The organism is Echinicola soli, from assembly GCF_006575665.1.
Taxonomy (GTDB): domain Bacteria; phylum Bacteroidota; class Bacteroidia; order Cytophagales; family Cyclobacteriaceae; genus Echinicola; species Echinicola soli.
Genome location: NZ_CP041253.1, coordinates 504,132 through 523,619 on the forward strand (window position 1 = coordinate 504,132; position 19,488 = coordinate 523,619).

The 19,488-nt window shown below is 44.5% G+C and carries 12 protein-coding genes and 2 tRNA genes; all 14 read right to left on the minus strand.

What is annotated here, in order from left to right; all coding sequences use genetic code 11:
- Positions 1-39: 39 nt before the first annotated feature.
- The 14 genes from FKX85_RS02220 to amaB all read right to left on the minus strand — a co-directional run bounded on the left by FKX85_RS02220 (position 40) and on the right by amaB (position 19,447).
- Entirely contained in the window at positions 40-1,971 is a 1,932-nt protein-coding gene (locus FKX85_RS02220; RefSeq protein ID WP_141613184.1) for a glycoside hydrolase family 97 protein, read from the minus strand.
- 116 nt (positions 1,972-2,087) lie between these two features.
- Entirely contained in the window at positions 2,088-4,430 is a 2,343-nt protein-coding gene (locus tag FKX85_RS02225) for a glycoside hydrolase family 127 protein (protein ID WP_210416899.1), read from the minus strand.
- 23 nt (positions 4,431-4,453) lie between these two features.
- On the minus strand, positions 4,454-4,732 hold the full coding sequence (locus tag FKX85_RS02230) for a lipocalin-like domain-containing protein (protein WP_141613185.1): 279 nt from the start codon (positions 4,730-4,732) through the stop codon (positions 4,454-4,456).
- On the minus strand, positions 4,732-5,715 hold the full coding sequence (locus FKX85_RS02235) for an arabinan endo-1,5-alpha-L-arabinosidase (protein WP_141613186.1): 984 nt from the start codon (positions 5,713-5,715) through the stop codon (positions 4,732-4,734). Before FKX85_RS02235 ends, FKX85_RS02230 begins: the two co-directional genes overlap by 1 nt.
- Before the next feature lie 192 nt (positions 5,716-5,907).
- Positions 5,908-6,591, minus strand: coding sequence for a DUF3823 domain-containing protein (locus FKX85_RS02240; protein WP_141613187.1), 684 nt, complete (start codon positions 6,589-6,591; stop codon positions 5,908-5,910).
- Between the two features lie 12 nt (positions 6,592-6,603).
- Positions 6,604-8,466, minus strand: a complete 1,863-nt coding sequence (locus FKX85_RS02245) for a RagB/SusD family nutrient uptake outer membrane protein (protein WP_141616671.1) — start codon at positions 8,464-8,466, stop codon at positions 6,604-6,606.
- A gap of 11 nt (positions 8,467-8,477) precedes the next feature.
- Entirely contained in the window at positions 8,478-11,681 is a 3,204-nt protein-coding gene (locus tag FKX85_RS02250) for a SusC/RagA family TonB-linked outer membrane protein (RefSeq protein ID WP_141613188.1), read from the minus strand.
- A 533-nt stretch (positions 11,682-12,214) separates the two neighbouring features.
- Positions 12,215-14,170: a M1 family metallopeptidase gene (locus tag FKX85_RS02255; protein ID WP_141613189.1), complete on the minus strand. Its 1,956-nt coding sequence runs from the start codon at positions 14,168-14,170 to the stop codon at positions 12,215-12,217.
- A gap of 173 nt (positions 14,171-14,343) precedes the next feature.
- Positions 14,344-14,988, minus strand: coding sequence for a hypothetical protein (locus FKX85_RS02260; RefSeq protein WP_229239736.1), 645 nt, complete (start codon positions 14,986-14,988; stop codon positions 14,344-14,346).
- Between the two features lie 495 nt (positions 14,989-15,483).
- Positions 15,484-15,729, minus strand: a complete 246-nt coding sequence (locus FKX85_RS02265; protein WP_141613190.1) for a GIY-YIG nuclease family protein — start codon at positions 15,727-15,729, stop codon at positions 15,484-15,486.
- A 48-nt stretch (positions 15,730-15,777) separates the two neighbouring features.
- Positions 15,778-15,852 (minus strand) — tRNA-Val (locus tag FKX85_RS02270).
- A gap of 415 nt (positions 15,853-16,267) precedes the next feature.
- Positions 16,268-16,342 (minus strand) — tRNA-Val (locus FKX85_RS02275).
- A gap of 170 nt (positions 16,343-16,512) precedes the next feature.
- Positions 16,513-17,859: an IS4 family transposase gene (locus FKX85_RS02280; RefSeq protein ID WP_317130662.1), complete on the minus strand. Its 1,347-nt coding sequence runs from the start codon at positions 17,857-17,859 to the stop codon at positions 16,513-16,515.
- 43 nt (positions 17,860-17,902) lie between these two features.
- Positions 17,903-19,447, minus strand: a complete 1,545-nt coding sequence (gene amaB, locus FKX85_RS02285) for an L-piperidine-6-carboxylate dehydrogenase (protein WP_141613191.1) — start codon at positions 19,445-19,447, stop codon at positions 17,903-17,905.
- Positions 19,448-19,488: the final 41 nt, after the last annotated feature.

Sequence of the window (19,488 nt, forward strand, 5' to 3'; positions counted from 1 at the left end):
ATTAGGTTTATCAGTTATTAAGTGTCTAAATTACATTTTTTATTTCATTTGGAAAAGTACAAAACCGGTATTTGCCGACAAATTCACCTCATACCCCTCACCCACATTCACTTCCTTGATATCGAAACTTGCCTTATCAGCAGTATCTGTGATCAATAACCACTTGCTGGAAGCATCTACAAAGGATAGATCGAGCTGAATGGATTTACTTTCAACAGCCCCATTTATCCCGGACACATACCATCTCCCTTCCCCCTTTCTGGCCAATACTGCAAATTCCCCCGGATAACCTTCCAAAAAACGAGTATCTTCCCAAGTAGCTGGTAATTGCTGAAGGTATTGGATAATTTCTTGGGGTTGCTTGGCTGTTCCTTCAGGGGTTTCGGCCAAATGCTGAATACCTGATTCATACATTACCGTCAAGGCAAGTTCAAAAGCCTTGCTCGTTTTTCTGTCTATGTTTGGAATCTCATCAAGCGACATCGGCGTAAAATCCATCGGATCAAAGACATTCCGTGTAAATGGCAGCACTGCACAATGTGCCGCCACCCTATCGGCAAAAGCTTGCTCAAAAGTGATCATCTCAAAGCCCTTTACCGACTCCATGGTCATGAGGTGAGGATAAGTCCGCTGCCAACCTCTGGGCAATGTGGTTCCATGAAAATTCACCATAAGGCCGGCCGCTGCAGCATCTTTCAAAATGGCATGATAGTATCCGATCATTGATTGCCCGTCCCCTCCAAAGAAATCGATCTTTACACCTGCCACGCCCATCTCCTTGATCCGCTGAAACTCCTTCATTCTACCTTCATCCTCCACCAGCATATTTCTGGGATGGTATGGCGTAGTATTCCAGCTACCTGCTGAGTTGTACCAAAGGTGGACCTTTACGCCTTTGTCAGCTGCGTAAGCCACTAATTCGGCAATCTTGTCATACCCGATGGTTGTGTCCCAATTAACATCGATCAGGCAATGCTCGTAGTTCATCTTGGCCGCAAAATCAATATGGTCTTTTTGGATATCATAAGTGATGGACTGGTCCTTGCCCAAGGCCCAGCTCCACGCTGCTTGTCCAGGTTCGATAAAATCCGTGGTCATGTCTATCTGTGGTTTTGCCATGTCGGTTCCCAGAGTGGATTCGACTACAGTTCCCAGATCACCTACGGCCAAAATCCTCCAAGGTGATTTCCAGGGCAAAGTACTTGTCGGCTTGGCCGGACCACCTGGAAATGCCTCTTCGTCACTAGGGAAGGTCACGGCATATTCTCCTTCTGGAGACTCGGCATGTAGTCTGGTGGCGCAATAATCACTTCCAAGTCCCGCTTCCGAAATCAACAACCATGTATCATTGCTGTGAAACAGGGCTGGATAAACCCAACCAGAAGAAATAGGTGATACTGTACCCACGGGGACCCCCATTTGATATTCCTCTTCATAGGACGGATTGCTGCTCTCCCATCCGGTATTGACTTCAGCGATCGGTTGCATCCAGGCTTTTGCGGTTTCCGGAAAATTATACGTGGTCATTTCATCTTCGATAGTGTACTCCTTGCCTTCTGCTCCAATGAACTGGTACTGGAATGCCAGACCATCATTGGACAGTCTAAAGATGACAGATAGTTTTGCTCCCTCTTTATTTAAAAAAGTATAGTGTTTTTCCTTCCCCAGATACGTGATGTTTTTCTTTTTGCCATGCAGCAGGGTGTATTGGTCTTTTATTTCTGACACTCCGGTCACGCTACCGAGTGTCAGCCCTTCATACAGGTTCACGTTGCCCATCATCACCCCCAGGTGTGACCATTCCAAAATTTCCTGGCCCTTTCGGCTGAGGTGATATAGTGCCTTTCCTTCTTCCAGCTTCACATCCAAGATGAGCTGCCCATCAGGTGACTGCAAGGTCATGTCTTCTTTTTTCTCTGAACAAGCCCAACAGCTAATGAGCAAACAAACAATTAGGGTTATTTTTTTCATGGTTTTTATAGATTTAAGTCTTGAGACTGTTATCATAACTTTTCCTTTCGACGTTTGAGTCTGGTTAGAGCTGAAGGACTGACTCCGCTCAGCTTTCAGATCAAACTCCTTCCATTTTACTTCATTAAACGTACATAATAAATCCGCTCGGTTGATTGGCCGTTCTCCGCACGGAACTCCAGCACTAACTTCTCCTCTTTCTGTAATGATTCTGGCAGCGGGTAATCAATTTCCTGACTGGATCCTTCCTTGTTTTCTAACTGGACCTCCTGAAACAGTTTACCATTGATAAAGATATCAAAAGTATTCCCTACCACCTTAGCAGGAAAAACCAGTCTCAGTTTTTTGCCCTCCCTATTGTCGTTCTTAAGCTCATAGCTGAACCAATCGGTGGTGCTCCTCCAGAAATATCCTTCAGTATTGCCCGAAAGAGTATGCTCTCCTTTAAAGAAATGATCGGATTCCGGCTGTTGCTCCCCCGTAGCGACTTGATCTACCGTAGCCCGTTCCAATGCCAGCATAACTTCATCTTTTTCACCGATTGCTTTCCTTGTAGCGGTCACTTTATCGGGCTCGCTGATTGGCCAATAAATCTGATACCGGGTGTCATGTACTTGGTAAAATGGCCTTAGCGTAAAAACATTTTCATCTGCATCTATTGATGCCAGCTCAAACTGCATAGGATTGGAAGACGGTACCGGCAAGGCCTCAGGACGAGTACCTTTCGACACCAATACAGGCGTCTCTGCCAGCGGTATCATCTTCCCAGCTGCCACATGTCCCATTCGACTATCATCAGCAAAGAGACCAGGCATGTTCTCCGTTCCCTCAGTGGCCGCCAAAACAATCGGACCGTACACAAATGCCCCCCAATCCGATCCATCGGGGAGTACTTCCCACTGCATGTTCATAGGGAGTTTTACCTCTAGTTGATCCCCGTTTCTCCACTTTCTGTCAATGGTCACGAAAGAGGAAGGTGCTGCGTTGACTTTAATGGAGCGGCCATTCACAAAAACCTCCAGCGCTCCCTTTTCCACCCATGATGGATAACGCAACTTAACGGCCATTTTCTGCGGCCTTTCTAAGTCAAATGTAAAAGAACTCCTAGGCTCTTCCGGGAAATTGTTTTTCTGCTTTAGCACCATTCCCTTTTCTTCCCAGCGCAACTCAGAAGGAATAAAAAGATTGATATACAATTCCTCTTTGGAATGGGCATAGATAAACTCTCCGTACTTCGCATGATTCTCCAGTCCAGATCCCACACAGCACCAGAAGCCCTGATGTGGCTGTGAATATACTCGATAATGCTCGGGCCGCATTGGTGTAAAATACACAAAGCCGCCCTTCTCAGGATGCTGACTGGACAAGATATGGTTATACAATCCCCTTTCAAAGAAATCTACATATTCAGCTTTTGGATTGGAACGAAATAGCTGCTCGCTCAGCCGGAGCATGTTGTAGGTATTGCAGGTTTCCGGACCTTGATTGGAAGAGACCATGGAAGAAAAGTCGTTTACGGGATGAAAGTGCTCACGGACACTGTTTCCCCCAATGGTCACCGATCGCTCCTCCACCACGGTATGCCAGAAAAAATCTGCTGCATCTTGCCATTCGGCTAAATTTCCCTCTTGGGCAATTCGCTGAAACCCGATCACCTTGGGGATTTGGGTATTGGCATGCATGCCTGTAAGCTCGTCCTCATGCTGTGCCAATGGCTCCAACACCATTTTATGAGACATTTTCTTGGCCAATCCCAAGTATTTCTCCTCTCCTGTAATGGCTGCCACATCAGCAAACACCTCGTTCATACCACCATGCTCGCTAATCAACATTTGCTGGAACTGCTCATTGGTAAGTTCTTTTGTCAGTTCATAAAACCACTCCGTAAGATCTGCTAGAACGGTTTTGGCTTGCTCATTCTTCCCTATCCAGTAGGCATCTCTCAAGCCTGCATAGATTTTATGGATATTGTATAGCGGCACCCATTTTTGGTTAAGCGAAAATCCTCCTGCATCGATTTTTCCTTGTCCAATTTCTTTCCACATGGCCTGACCACCAGGAATCCCCCCCACGTAGCCATTTCCGTTTTCTTTCTGGGCTATGGCCAGCTGCTCGACCATGTAATCCATCCGCCGTTTCATTTCTTCATCTCCTGTACTGGCATACATCATGGCCAGTGCAGACAGGTAATGCCCGCCAATGTGTCCATCCAAACCGGTATTTTCCCAATTTGGATAGCGCTTTGCCGACCAATCCAGACCCGCCTCCAGCATGTAGGGAGCAAGTAAACGGTCCACATCCATGGCCTTCATATAGGTCATATCCACGTACTGTGCCTCAAAAAAGGGGCTTGGGGATAGTTTCACTTGATCAAGTTGAAAAAGTTGTACCTGTGGTTTTTGGGCCATGGCTACTTGGAATCCTCCTAGAAGCATTAGACCAGAAATGAGTTTTTTCATAATTTTTTACATTGCCTAAGCCATTATTTCTTTTTCCCAAAAATGGCCGTTCCTTCGTTATTTAAACCTGTGAACAACAGTGTTTCTTGGTGATTTTTCCAATCGTAACCATTTTGTACCCTTAATTTGTCTATAAATATACCATTTCCAATATTTAATGTAAGCCAAGGGGCATCAAATGACCACCTGTTTTCCTGCTCCCCATCAATGGTCCCGTTCTCATCCAGGCTAATCTCATAGGAAGATTGAAAATCAGGATCAGCCTGTTCGGTGGCAAAACCAGGAATAACCTGATATCCCATTATTCTTCAATACTCACCTGTGGCCATCCCTCAGCATCCCAGCTAATCTCTCTTATAAATAATCTTGGCCTTCCATTGTCGTGGGCATCATAACCGTGAAAGATCAAATAATCCTTTCCATCAAATGTATAGGTGGAATTATGGCCTACACCGTACCAGTCTTCATTCCCTTCCAGCACCAAAGTACCTCCACCATTGTACATGCTTTTGCCATCTCTATCTAAATAAGGGCCAGTCAGCGTCTTGGATCTTCCCACCATCATTTTATAGGTACTCCGCTCTCCTCGACAGCAGAGGTCAAAAGACACAAACATATAATAATATCCATCCTTTTTGAAAATAAACGGGGCTTCGACAGCGGCATCTCCCGGATCTCTCTCATCCAGCTCAAAGGTTCTCTTCCTTCTCACTGGAGTAAACCAGTCTTCTGGGCCATTCTTTACCGATAAGAGATCCTCTGTCAACTTCACTAACTTCAACCCACTCCAAAAGGATCCGAAAGACATCCAAGGTGTCCCTTGCTCATCGGTAATGATATGGGGATCAATCGCATTCCACATGTCCCGCCCAGGCACACTTTCGATGACAATACCGTGATCTGTCCACTTATAATCAGGTGAGGAGGAATCGAGTGTTTTATTGGTGGCTACGCCAATGGCAGAAGTGTTTTTGGCAAAAGTGGAGATGGAATAATACAGGTAATATTGGTCGTTATGGAAAAAAATATCCGGTGCCCATATATGGTTCCCAAAGTCAGGGACAACATCCTTTGCCCAAGTGGGTGCTTCTGAAAAAACAGGGGCTTCACGTTCCCAGTTCTCCATATCAGGAGAAGACCATACCGCGATCCCCCTGCCTGTACAAAACAGGTAATAGGTATCGTTTTCCTTGATCATTACAGGGTCATGCACGGAAATGCCCTGGGCCATTCCGGCAATAACACAAATCAAAATTAGCAGAAAGGTTATTAGTGGCTTTTTCATATCAGTAATTATAAATAGGAAGAGGCTGCCTCAAAAGTCGTCGTCATTACGAATTCGGTGAATATCGAATGAAGTAATCTATTCGTGCGTAAAATAAGTACACATCGAGATCACTTCGCTTCGCTCGTGATGACGTAATTTCTTATGATGAGACAGCCTATTCCCGGTTAAATAGGTTTTGATAAGTGTGTGTTAGTTTATGGACACATTGTCCACCGGGGAATAAAGCAACTCTTCCACACCGACGGTTTTCACACCCACACGAACGAATAGATCGCTTCTACCTCTCAGACCATCAGGAATCGTCACATCCATCGTAGCGGCTGTACCTGGGCTCACTTGATTGCCAAAGAACCTGCCCAACCCCTCGTTTCGAACGATATCGGTCAGCGAAGTCCTGCCCAAATATACATCGGTAAACTCTATGTTACTAGCCGCATTGATTTGGTTGATTGTAAAACTGGCCCGGACAATAGTGTCATTGACAATTTCATAGTTAGGCTCATTTAGGGTGAAGTAAGGATCTACCTCCACCTCGATTTCTTGGGCTCCGCTCAATGAAATGTCCAAGGAATCTGTCTGATCCATCCATGGGCCATTACCCCTGATCAAGGTCAGCTTATAGTTTCCATCGAATAATTTGGCAGAGAATGTACCATCCTGTGACACATACACAGGGATTTTCTGGAACAGGTCATAGCCATGCTGCCATAGCTCCAGCTGCACACCTTGGTTTCTAAGGCCAAGCGGCTCTCCTTCGTATACAATTCTACCGGTCAAGGTTGATTTTGGTTCTTCAAAATTATCGTACTCGCAGCTGGCCACCATAAAACCCAGCACCAGCAAAAGGCACGATTGAATGATATTTAGTTTCATAATTGGCATCTTTTAGTGGAATGGATTTCTTACAATTTTCGGATTGGCATCAATGAGGTTCTGCCCGATCAAGGAATAATAATTCCCCAAGCGGAAGAAACGAGGCGCTCTGAAACGTGGCACCACTTCTTTTACAAACACAAACTGGCCATCTCTGGGATCACCTGGCCTTACCACCCTGTACGGATACAGGCTATAAGCCATACTTTCGGGATTATCGGTGCTTCCTGACCATTTCAGGTGAGCCACTCTCCATCGCTTATAATCCCACACAACATGATCTTCAAAAGCCAGCTCCACCCTTCTTTCATGACGGATCTGTTCTAAGGTCACGGCGGAAAGACTATTGGCTCCGAAACCGGCTCGCTCTCTCAAGGTATTGACGTAGCCAAGCGCTTCGCCAGATTCACCAAGTTCAAAAGCAGCCTCAGCAGCATTCAGGTAAATCTCTCCCAAACGGAACCTTACCCACCATACCTCACTCAAGTTACCTCGGGTACTGGCTCCGGGAGTATCATCCACATACTTGCGAAGGTAAAAACCAGTGTTACTTACATCCTGCAAGCTCCTGTGTGGCCCAGCCTCTGCTTTCAGCACACCGCCGTCTGCATAAACAGAGCCAAGGTCTGGCTGTTGATCGGCAAACTCGATCATATCATAACCGGAGCCGTTCCATTCCATTATACCTGCTTGCATGAAGACCTCTTGTCCCCTGAACGGCGCTCCTGGATAGATGATCGTCCCATAGAGGCGAGCATCTTTATTGGCAAAGATATCTTCCACATTGTCATAGTAAATATAATCCGAACCGTCAGCGGTGCGAGTTCTCAGTTCCCCTGAGCTACCATCCAAGTATTCATAATCCTCCACCAAGTTCAGAATCGGCGTCAGGGCAGAAGAAGCCAAGTTATCTTCCCGTACTGATCTGGCTACGTTGTCATAAGTAAACGCATGCCGCTTATCTGCTGAAGCCAAATAATCCTGCACCCACATCACTTCCGGGTTACTGGACTTGGAGACAATCGCTTCGTAGAAGTTTTCACCAAGATCCGGATTATTGTTATACAGTGCGTATCCACCTTCTTGGAGAATGGTTCTCGATGCCTCCAAGGATTTGGTGAAGTATCCCTCTGCTGCTGAAGCGGGGATTCCCACCTCTCCTCCTGGCAAGGAAATCGGAGAAGGCATCAGGTTGTTATACTTGGCAATCGATCCTGCATAAAGAGCTGCCCTACTCACCACTGCCAAAGCAATAAAGCGGTTGGCCCTGGTGATGCTTTCTCCATTGCCCAGTGTAGGCATGATTTCTTCCATCTCACTGATCACGAAATCGTACACTTCCTGCTCGGTATTTCTCGGATGCTGTAGATAGGTAGGGTCACCACTGAAGTCATATATCAATTCTTCGGTAATAATCGGCACACCACCCATCCGCTTCACATGCTCAAAATAGACGAACGCACGGATAAAACGCAGCTCACTGATAAACTGTGTACGCTGATCCTCAGGCAAAGTGGAATAGGTGCTTAATTTCTGGATCGAAAGGTTGATGTCCCTGATCAAATTATAATCCCACAAGCCCCATCGACCATAGTCATAAGTGAGCAAGTTATTCAACCAATCATTCCCAGTATAACCTGACCAGGTCGCTTCATCATAGGCCGCAAAGTCCACCCAACCCGTTTGGAGGGTAGTATGTGCAGGCAAACGGTCATAGAAATTGGACAGGACTCCGGTAATGGATCCCTGATCATTCCAGACTTGGTCATCAAGTAAAATATTTGGTGGCTGACGGTCCAACCAATCGGATTCGCAGGAGCTCATCATCAAGCCTGCAATTACCGCCAGTGTTATAGTTATATTAGATAATCTCATCATTTTGGGGTTTAAAAGGTTAGGTTAAATCCAAAATTAAACAGTCGCTGCTGCGGATAAACCAGCCCATTGGCTGAGCCAATCTCCGGATCAATTCCAAAGTCCTTGACATTGTCAAAGGATACCAAGTTGGTACCATTGGCATACAGCCTCAGTGAACCGATGCCGTATTTCTCCAAGAAGGATTTTGGCACGCGATATCCCAACTCAAGGTTTCTTAACCTCAGGTAACGCACATTGGTCAGCCAGAAATTACTGTGCCTGTATAGGTGGTCTGCCCCAGCCCTTCTGATAGCCGGGTAAGTACCTGGCACCCATTCACTGTCCGCATTGAAGAGGTCTTCACGATGCCATCTGTCCTCAAACATAAAATCGGGCGAGTTCCCATTGTTCTGGAAAGGGTATCTCAGCTCCCAGTTTCGGGTAAAGGTCTGCATGGAGGCTCCAGCAAAGCTAAAGTACAGTTCGAAGCCTTTATAACTGGCCGATCCGTTTAGGCCAAAACTCATGTATGGATTGGCTCCTTCTGCATAGCCAATAGGACGTTCATCAAGGTTATTGATTAGGCCATCCCCATTAACGTCTTCATAGATAAAATCTCCCGGAAGGACGTTTCTATTGCCGTTTCCATCGATATCCACTGGATAGTTTTCAATTTGCTCTTTACTTTCAAATCTTCCAACCACATTATAGCCCCAGTTGATATTGTTCCATCTGCCATCATCCATATCACGGTATTGGTTCCAAGAATTACCGAAACGAGGCTTATACCTTTCCAATGTTTTCAACCGTGAAATAGTCGCATTGGCACTGATGGAGAAGTCCACTTCACCGGTCCTGCCAGTATAAGTCACCATACCTTCCACGCCACGGTGTACATCGGACTCGAGATTTTCGACAGGGAGGGTATACCCTACTTCTACGGGCAATAGCACATCATATCGACTGGCCGGAATACCCGTTCTCTTTCGCTGAAATACATCCGCCTGTAAGAATAACTTGCTGTTGAAAAGGTACGTATCTATACCGATATCCACATTGGTATTGGTCACCCAGGATAAATTGGTCACTGGCAGTCCTCGAGGATTAACACCCGGCACAAAGCCTCCATCCAGTACGGCACTTCCTCCGGCACTTGGAATAAAATCATACCCGGCATAGTAGCTAAATGGTGCTACAATAAAGTCATTGCTGCCGATCCATCGGTCATTACCTGTCTGCCCCCAAGAGGCCCGGAGTTTCATATCCGAAAGCACATTGCCTTTAATATTGTCCATAAAAGGCTCATCGGTGATTTTCCAACCTGCGGAAACTCCAGGAAAAAATCCGTAACGATCTTCTTTAGGAAAAAGGAACGATCCATCGTATCGGGCAATAAACTCTACCAGGTATTTCTCCTTGTAATCATAGTTGATTTTACCCAGGTAACCGTCCCTTGCCTCCTGATAAATCTCATCGATCAGCAAATCCTGATCGGCAAAGGACATCAACGGAATATAGTTATTGGGCGGAACAGTGTGCACGACCATATAATGAGACTGCTGGTCCCATCGCTCATAACCTAGGATCGCCGACAAGTTGTGTGCACCAAAATTCTTGGCATAATTGATCTGAAACTGGCCCACGCGATCCACCGTGTTTCTTTTTCTTCTCTCTCTCCAAGGGTTTTGGTTGCCCATGTTGTCATTGGTAAAGTACGTATCCGTAGCTTCATCGTAACCGTAACCATCATAAGTATACTCAAAACCATCGAAGTCCAGATTGGTGTAGTTATACGAGTAGGTACCCTTCATGGACAAGCCAAAATCAAAGTCATACTGCGCAAAGAAGTTACCTTTAATCGCTCGTTGTACTTCATTTACATAACCTGTGACGTCTTTGGTATAAGTAGCAGGGTTTACGTTAATGTTGTGCACCTCACCATTGACATAGTTAGGGTTATCATTGGCATAAGGACGCTCTGTAGGCCACATGGTGAAAATACTCAGGAATGGGTTAAAGTAATCATCCAATCCTGGTACACCTACCTGCTCTCTGTTTTCGATACGGCCACTAAGCTGCATCCCTACTTTAAAACCATCGGCTAATGTCACATCGACGTTCGACTGGAAATTGGTCCTTTCGAACAGGTAATCGTCAATCGTGGCATCTTGTTTCAAATGTCCCAATGAGATATAATATTTTGTGTTCTCAGAACCACCCACAGCACTACCGTTTAAGGAATATTGCGGCACATTTGGTTTGATCACAAAATCATAGTAGTCCGTGCTGACATAGCCTTTTTCCGTACCTTGTTGCCATTTCGACAGTTCTTCAGGAGATATTCCCGGTGCTCTTCCTGCATTGACATTCGACTCTGCATTGGCGCGCAAGTATTGGTACGCATCGGCCGGCTGGGGATATCGGGTAAAGTTCTGCAAACCATAGTAGCCGCTAAGACTGATCTCTGCAGGCTGGTTGGCTTTGCCTTTTTTGGTCGTTACCAATACCACACCATTGGCTGCCCGCATACCGTAGATCGCTGCAGAAGCGTCTTTTAAGATCGAGATACTCTCGATGTCATTTTGGCCAAGGTTATTGAACTGGGCAGCGTCAGAAGGGATTCCGTCGATAACGTACAGCGGCGTCCCCATGTTCCGGATTTGGATGGATGCACTGGAGCCCGGTCTGGCATCTGTCTGCCTGGCAGTCACTCCTTGGATCTTACCTACCAACGCTTCTGACGTAGTCACGGAAGGTGTTCTGATTAGATCTTTAGAATCTACTTCACCTACAGCACCAGTGATGGTTCCTTTCTTTTGGACACCATAACCTACGACCACTACTTCTCCAAGATCACTGAGGTTTTCACCCATGCTGATGTCTATGGTCGTTTGGTTACCAACCGTAACTTCTTGAGATTCGTAACCTAAGTAAGAAAATACCAAGACGCTTTCGGCTGAAGGTACATCCAAGGTATACTTACCGTCCAAATCGGTCGCTACACCTATTGAGGTTCCCTTTACCAACACGGAAACTCCGGGAATGGGAATTCCTTCCGCATCCACCACTGTACCAGATACAGTAAGTTCCGTTACTTGACTTTTAAGGAAATTGGATGTTGATAAGTTAGGGTGAGGGAGCGGCGCTGCTCCAAGTGGGGGGACTTGCTGTAACAGAAAGGTTCCCAGCAAAGTCGCCACAGCAAAATACTTCTGTAAAGCTTTACATTTCATACTAATGGGGTTTATTGAAAATCTGAAACTCATTAAACACTACATAACCCGCTAAAAACGAGTACCTTTAGAAATGAAACACCAATCATTCCCGACTGTCAATAATTAATAAGTGTACTAAAGCCACTTATTAATTATTTCGAATATTAGAGAATATTCTACTCTTTCGCAATAATTAAATGTGTTTTTAACACTAATAATTTACAAAAACAGCTATCGGTTAATTTTATAAAAACAGTTATCGGGAAGATTTTTTAATATTTTGGAATTTTAAAGTGTATAAATAACAATTATTAATAAAAAAATTAGGGGCAATTTATAAATAGTGGAAAAAACCAATTGGAGGAAAATTTCATTTGTATTCTATTGCCCAACAGCCAAAAAAAGAATCTGGTCCACCTACTCATTCAGGGCAGATCACCTTGGTTTCCGGTACTGGTTTGCTTATGAGCAATCACCTCCATGGACATTGGTCATAAAAAAAGGCGGGATTCCGCCCGCCTTTTTTATTAAAATATGTACCAATTAATGGATCATTCTTCTTCATAGATAGCAGAAGGCCATTTGTCATTGCCAATATTCACATCTGGCAGCACTTTATCAGGATCGATCACTATGCTTTTCACTTCCTTGTCGGTTTTGTAAAGGTGATTCCATTGGTCACCTCTCTGCCAGATTTCGACAGGCAATTTAAACCGCTCGGAAGTTCCATCTTCGAATGTTACTTCTACCAATACCGGCATGGGCACCCCACCCCTATTGGACAGTGCCATGACATAATTGCCACCATAAGGATAAACTCCATCAAGAGAAAGGTCGATATTATCATTCCCATAGAACCAGTTCTGCCAGAACCAATTCAGGTTTTCTCCTGCCACATTCTCCATGTGGTTAAAGAAATCTGTAGGCTGAGGATGCTTGAAAGCCCAGGTTTCGATATAAGACTTGAAGGCATTATCAAATCGCTCATGTCCCAGGATATATTCCCGCAACATGATCAAGCCCATTCCCGGCTTCATGTAAGCGGTCATGCCCAGGTTACTGGTATTTACCACATCTGGATAAGTGTCGATTCCCTCGCGGGTTTCTCTATTGAACCAAGAAACATACTTTCTGGTATGGTCCAGATCAGCTGGATACTCGCCATTATTAAACTCCAGAGTACTGTAATGATTGATAAAAGTATTAAATCCTTCATCCATCCAAGGATAAAGTCGCTCGTTACTGCCTACGATCATTGGGAACCAGTTATGGCCAAACTCGTGGTCGGTCACTCCCCAAAGTGACTCCCCTTTGCTTTCATATCCACAGAAATTAAGTCCAGGATATTCCATTCCGCCGATATCCGCAGCCACGTTTGTAGCGGCAGGATAAGGAAATTCGAACCATTTCTCTGAATAATGTTCGATAGAAGCCTTGCTGTATTCAGTGGACCGGGACCAAGCATCCTGACCATCACTTTCCTTAGGATATACCGATTGTGCCAAGATCGTTTTGCCACTTGGCAGGTCAATTTTGGCAGCATCCCAAATAAATGCCTGGGATGAAGCAAAAGCAATGTCCCTGGAATTTTCGATCTTAAACTTCCATGTCAAGGTTCCATCTTGCTTTAACCTCGTAGCAGGATCGGCTACTTCATCAGGAGTCAGGATGTACACGGTACTATCACTTTTCATAGCTTTGTCCATCCGGTCTTGCATGGTATTGGTCATCACATCACCCGGATTTAACAACTTACCTGATCCGACTACAATATGGTCTGAAGGTGCCGTCACGGAATATTCAAAATCACCGTACTCCAGGTAAAACTCACCTGCGCCCAAGTATGGCTCCGTGTTCCAACCTTTGACATCATCAAATACCGCTGTGCGAGGATACCACTGCGCCAGAGCATAGATGGTGCCTTCTTCTACATCCAAGCGGCCCATTCTATCCATTCCCTTTACAGGAATTTTGTAAGAGAAGTCCATCGAGATGGTCGCTTCGCCTCCCTTGGCAGGGATAGGCTCTTCAAAAAACACTTGCATTCTGGTATCAGTAACCAAGTATCTGTCGGAAACATCTCCTCTTTTCCCCACTTTAGCAGATACGTTGGATAGCTGGTAGCCACCGTCCACATCGCCATTGTAGCGGTTACCTTGGATCGGTGTGGTCAAGGTGCCCCGAGAGTCTTCGGTAAACCTGTTCTGCTCCAAATAAAGCCATACGAAATCCAATGCCTCCGGACTGTTGTTGGTGTAATGAATGGTCACGCTCCCTGTGATGGTATGCGCTTCATCATCCAAGGTAACATCGATATTGTAATCAGCACCGTTTTGCCAATACATCGGCCCAGGCTTTCCAGAAGCGGACCTATACATGTTTCCTTTACGGTAAATAAAATCGCCAAATTCGCTTTGGTTGTTCTCTTCTACTTGCTGTGCCACCGTAACCTGCACCATAAACAAGCATAAAAACAAGATTGAGAGTTTCTCTAAAGTATATTTCATATCTTGAGTTGATTATTATATTCCGCCAAATTTACATAAAGATTGACGAACAGAAAATGTATTTATTTTAATGGTCAAATAATTAAAAAATCAACTACCAGAAACATAACCCAAGTATGCTCCCAAGTTTACCTGGAGATTTCAAAAACCAGCATCCACGCCCAAGCCACTAATTATTTTACAGAATATTTTAAACGGTAGGATTTAAGAGCAAGCGTGTCGCTGTCGGTTAAGGTTTCCAAAAAATCCTCATTAAATTCGTTATGCCTCGTCCCAAAATCCACAGACATCAATTCATTATCTTTACTATAGCGAACAAGCTTATAATATTGTAAAGCCACGTCCAAGGCTGATCGTTCCTCTCCATACATGACATGATGGACATTATACCGTCCGTTATCGCTGATATCATATGGATACTTAAAAAAATCGGACTCCACCAATGGAGAGTCCTCTACCTCATTGGTCACTTTAGATTGCATGATTATGGTGCCATCGTTTCTTTTCACCTCTATGATTTGCGAAGCGTAGGTAATTCTACCATCAGCAAAAAAGGTGATTTCGGCGCCATCTCCATAATTTGCCCCAGGCTCCTCAAACCCGGAATTATAAAAGGTAGACCCGATGCTATAATACCGATCCAAAAATTCTGCAATCACCGCGCTGTCCGCTTTACTATCCAACAACTCCCCTCCGGCAAATACACGCATTTCGGAAGCAGGTACTATTTTATCAAAAGTCATGGTAACCGGATAGTCAGGGACCTCTTCCCGATGCCCACATGAACTAAAAACAAGCGTTAATCCTAATAGGGTCAAAACACGCTTAGAGTTAATTATTTTTTTTATTTTCATTATGTGATGAATAGCTGATTTTTACATTCTTTCCAGTAAAACTTTTTCTCACTGGATGCACAGAAATTACCGAAATAAATAAGCTGTTTCTGAGAATTCTGTGATTTCGTCAGTGAAGGCCTGAACAGTCTGTGACCGACTATTCCAGCCAACATTCATAACCATGCATTTTTCCCAATACCATGTCAAACAAAAATCACGGGAAACGGCACCCTACAACCCCTCATTTCCCCAAACTTAATTATAAAAATCTCCCCAAGTGGTGACATAGGTAAAAACTTGTCACCACTTGGGGATATAATTAGAAAATAAAACATTATTTTGGATGACTATCCGGAACTTTGCACGTAGCCTCAGAAAAACGAAATATTCATCGGTATTCGACCCCCCGACCACTCCCGATGTAGATCGGGATGCCACGAACCAACTGAGCTAAATTCCTTCCGCACTCTTTCACGTTCATCCTAGCAGTTGGAAAAGCCGCTTTCGGCTTTTCCATGACTTTACCTGCGATTCCCTCTCTTTGGCTTCTGACTTTGACGGATACACCTCACAATAACATAGACGCCAGTCATTTGCCCTTCCGGTAAATCCCTTATGATTCGTATTGTGCCTTCGTAGTCGTTGATCCAGCTCGTCTGATGTATGTCCTATATAAAATCTATCAAGCTGTTTGGAGTAAAGAATATAAAAATGATGCTCCATAATACCATAAACTAAAAAAAGCCTCGGTGAATACCAAGGCTTTTTAAGTGGGAATTGAGGGATTCGAACCCCCGACCCTCTGCTTGTAAGGCAGATGCTCTGAACCAACTGAGCTAAATTCCCAATATATCAATCCAATTCTTGTTTTAGGTCTTTACCAAAATTACTGTGGAAATTGAAGGATTCGAACTCCCGACCACTCCCGATGTAGATCGGGATGCCACGAACCAACTGAGCTAAATTCCCAATATATCAATCCAATTCCTGTTTCCAGTCTTTACCAAAATCACTGTGGAAATTGAAGGATTCGAACCCCCGACCACTCCCGATGTAGATCGGGATGCCGCGAACCAACTGAGCTAAATTCCCAATATATCAATCCAATTCCTGTTTTAGGTCTTTACCAAAATTACTGTGGAAATTGAGGGATTCGAACTCCCGACCACTCCCGATGTAAATCGGGATGCCACGAACCAACTGAGCTAAATTCCCAATATATCAATCCAATTCTTGTTTTCAGTCTTTACCAAAACTACTGTGGGAATTGAGGGATTCGAACCCCCGACCCTCTGCTTGTAAGGCAGATGCTCTGAACCAACTGAGCTAAATTCCCTTTGTTCACCGACCATTTGTCGTTGAATTGGATTGCAAAGGTATGCGCTTTTTTTATTGCAGCAAATAATAATTTAAAAAAAATATCAGTCAGTCAGTAACTGGCTGATATTCTGAAACAAAAGTTATTGAAGTGATAATTGTTAAACCCGGATTATCAATGTCGTTTAGTTAAGGTTTATAAGTTATAAAATTGCTGGGTCTAGCGCTATACCTTTTTATTCTTGGAACTGACCTGTTGGGCCGCACTATTTCAAGCTGAAGCAATAGTTTGAAAGCGTAATCGGATATTTTTCCGATGATTTTGTCGATCCCTTTGTTCAGTTGATCAAGTATAGGTTTGGTTTTACGATAAGCCTGGGTTCTGTTGATCTGATAAGTATTTTTCCGTTTTTTGTTACAGTAGTCACCCCCTTTTTTGGTAAGTGTTTTACTGAGGATGTTGCTCAAGTTGGCCCTGAGAATGATGCTGTTAAAATCTTGGAGAACGGCCCTGGCCGTCTTTCCGCTCAGGTTTTCAAGTTCCGCCCTGGTTTTCAGTAGTTTGAACGACTCTTCAACAGGCCATCTTTTCCTATAAAGCTCACGGATTTCCCTGACAGGGTACTTTTTATGGTCAACCAGGTTGGTTACCAATATATGGTCTTCTCCTGATTCAATCGGTACCCGTACCAGTCTTAATTTGAGTGCCTCAGTAGAAATATTCCTTTCCTTACACCTGTATATGGCCTCTTTGGAAGGGGAGGCCTCTATTAACTGCTGTTTTTGGGTAGATGCTAAAAATGCCTTTGCCTGTTTCCTCCTGTTTGCCTTTACCCTGATGACAAAAGATTTTTGTTGCTGAACCAATGAGGACATGAGCCAAAAGGCCGCATAGGCCCGATCCCTTATAAGCAGGTCTCCCTGCCCCAGACAGGGAAGGTGACTTTCACAGAGAGAAAGTTCACTTGTCCTGTAATGCTTGATTTTGGCATCTATGCTGATTTGATTGAGTACATCGTAGGCTTGGGAAACACGGGCCAGGACTACTTTTCTGCCGTTTTCAGTCCGGGTTTCGAACTGGCCAAAACCTTTTGCCAGTTCTTTACTGTAAGGAAGCTGCAGAGTACTGCCGTCAATACCTATAAGCCGAAAACCTTTCCATCTACGGACATGGCTGGCTTTATTATAATAAAAAGAACATTGTTTTCCATTCAGCCAGGTAAACACCTTGGGGTTTAGTTTGGATCGCTGCTGACTGAAAGCTCCTTTGGAACAGCTGACCAATTTATCCGAAAAAAAATCATCCAGCTCTTGCTGAACACTGGATTTACCTAAACCTAACATAAAGTAGATAAGATCAGTAAACCCCAAACACCGCTGGCGAACAAATGCTTTGTTAGTCGTACGGAACCTGTCTCGTGTCAATCCATTTTCTATATTGTTTTTTAATAGTTTTAAAAAGTCCTCCGAAAAGGAAAAGGACTTTCTCGTTGTCAGATTTCTTTCAAAAAAACTACGCTCCCTTTGCTTACCCAAAAATTAAAAAAAATCCTTAACTAAACGACATTGATATTTCAGGTTAAATATCAAATTTTATACCCTGGGCCAAAGGAAGTTCAGTGCTGTAATTAATGGTATTTGTTTGTCGTCTCATGTAAGCTTTCCAGGCATCTGAACCAGACTCTCTGCCTCCACCAGTTTCTTTTTCCCCTCCAAAAGCACCTCCAATTTCAGCACCGGATGTTCCAATATTGACATTGGAGATTCCACAGTCTGAGCCTTCACTGGAAAGATAGCGTTCTGCCTCGCGCATGTTGGTCGTCATAATTGCAGAAGAAAGTCCTTGGGGAACGTTGTTTTGCATAGCAATGGCTTCTTCAAATTCCTGGTACTTGACCAAATACAAGATCGGCCCAAAAGTCTCCTTTTGGACAATTTGAAAATGGTTTTCTGCTTCAAAGACACTTGGCGTCACATAGCATCCCGAGGAATAATCTTCCCCTTCCAGAAGACCTCCAGCTACCAATTCCGTTCCACCTTCTGCTTTCACCCTTTCAATGGCAGTAAGGTAGTTTTGAACGGCAGCAGTGTCAATCAACGGCCCAATGATGTTTTTCTCATCCAATGGATTTCCGATCGTAAGTTTAGCATATGCAGCAACTAACCTATCTTTCACTTCTTCGAATACGGATTCATGGATGATGAGCCTCCGCGTACTAGTACATCGTTGCCCAGCTGTCCCCACAGCTCCAAAGAGCGCACCGCGGATCGCTATATCCAAATCGGCATTTTCAGTGATGATAATGGCATTATTACCGCCAAGTTCCAAGAGCACCTTTCCTAATCTACCTCCAACAGTCTCCCCTACTGCTTTGCCCATATTCGTGGACCCAGTGGCTGAGATAAGTGCTACCCTGGGATCTTGTGTCAGAAAAGCCCCCACCGTGGCACCTCCAGTAAGCATAGAAGTGATTCCTTCAGGATAGCCATTTTTCTTGAAAACCTCCGCCGCCAAAACCTGACAGGCCAAAGAGGTCAATGGCGTTTTTTCAGAGGGTTTCCACACACATACATCACCACATACCCAAGCGATCATCGTATTCCAGGACCAAACAGCCACTGGAAAGTTAAATGCTGAAATTACTCCTACAATTCCCAATGGATGCCACTGCTCGTACATTCGGTGACCTGGTCGTTCAGAGTGCATGGTAAGTCCATAAAGCTGGCGCGAAAGGCCTACTGCAAAATCACAGATATCAATCATCTCCTGTACTTCACCGAGCCCCTCCTGGTAGGATTTGCCCATTTCGTAGGATACCAGTTTGCCCAACAAATCCTTTTTGTTCCGGAGTTCTATTCCAATCTGGCGTACCACTTCACCGCGCTGTGGAGCAGGTACATTCCGCCAAACCTTGAAGGCTTTTCCGGCTTTTTCAATCACTTTCTCATAGGACTCGCGCGTGGTCATCTGAATCTTTCCTATCTCCTTACCATCCACAGGAGAGTGACTGCTGAGCCATTCCCCTTTGAGATCTATATATTCCACTCCTGTCCAAGTACCCTTGTTTACTTCGTTGAGTCCAAGGTCTTGAAGAAGGGTTTTCGTGTCAAACGTACCTACCATGATAAATTTTATTTAAGCTAGTTTGTGTTTATTCTGTGTCT

Bases quoted from the DNA above. Each gene is read 5' to 3' on its own strand.
- FKX85_RS02220 (WP_141613184.1), bottom strand. From the start codon at position 1,971: ATGAAAAAAATAACCCTAATTGTTTGTTTGCTCATTAGCTGTTGGGCT.
- FKX85_RS02225 (WP_210416899.1), bottom strand. From the start codon at position 4,430: ATGAAAAAACTCATTTCTGGTCTAATGCTTCTAGGAGGATTCCAAGTA.
- FKX85_RS02230 (WP_141613185.1), bottom strand. From the start codon at position 4,732: ATGGGATATCAGGTTATTCCTGGTTTTGCCACCGAACAGGCTGATCCT.
- FKX85_RS02235 (WP_141613186.1), bottom strand. From the start codon at position 5,715: ATGAAAAAGCCACTAATAACCTTTCTGCTAATTTTGATTTGTGTTATT.
- FKX85_RS02240 (WP_141613187.1), bottom strand. From the start codon at position 6,591: ATGAAACTAAATATCATTCAATCGTGCCTTTTGCTGGTGCTGGGTTTT.
- FKX85_RS02245 (WP_141616671.1), bottom strand. From the start codon at position 8,466: ATGAGATTATCTAATATAACTATAACACTGGCGGTAATTGCAGGCTTG.
- FKX85_RS02250 (WP_141613188.1), bottom strand. From the start codon at position 11,681: ATGAAATGTAAAGCTTTACAGAAGTATTTTGCTGTGGCGACTTTGCTG.
- FKX85_RS02255 (WP_141613189.1), bottom strand. From the start codon at position 14,170: ATGAAATATACTTTAGAGAAACTCTCAATCTTGTTTTTATGCTTGTTT.
- FKX85_RS02265 (WP_141613190.1), bottom strand. From the start codon at position 15,729: ATGGAGCATCATTTTTATATTCTTTACTCCAAACAGCTTGATAGATTT.
- amaB (WP_141613191.1), bottom strand. From the start codon at position 19,447: ATGGTAGGTACGTTTGACACGAAAACCCTTCTTCAAGACCTTGGACTC.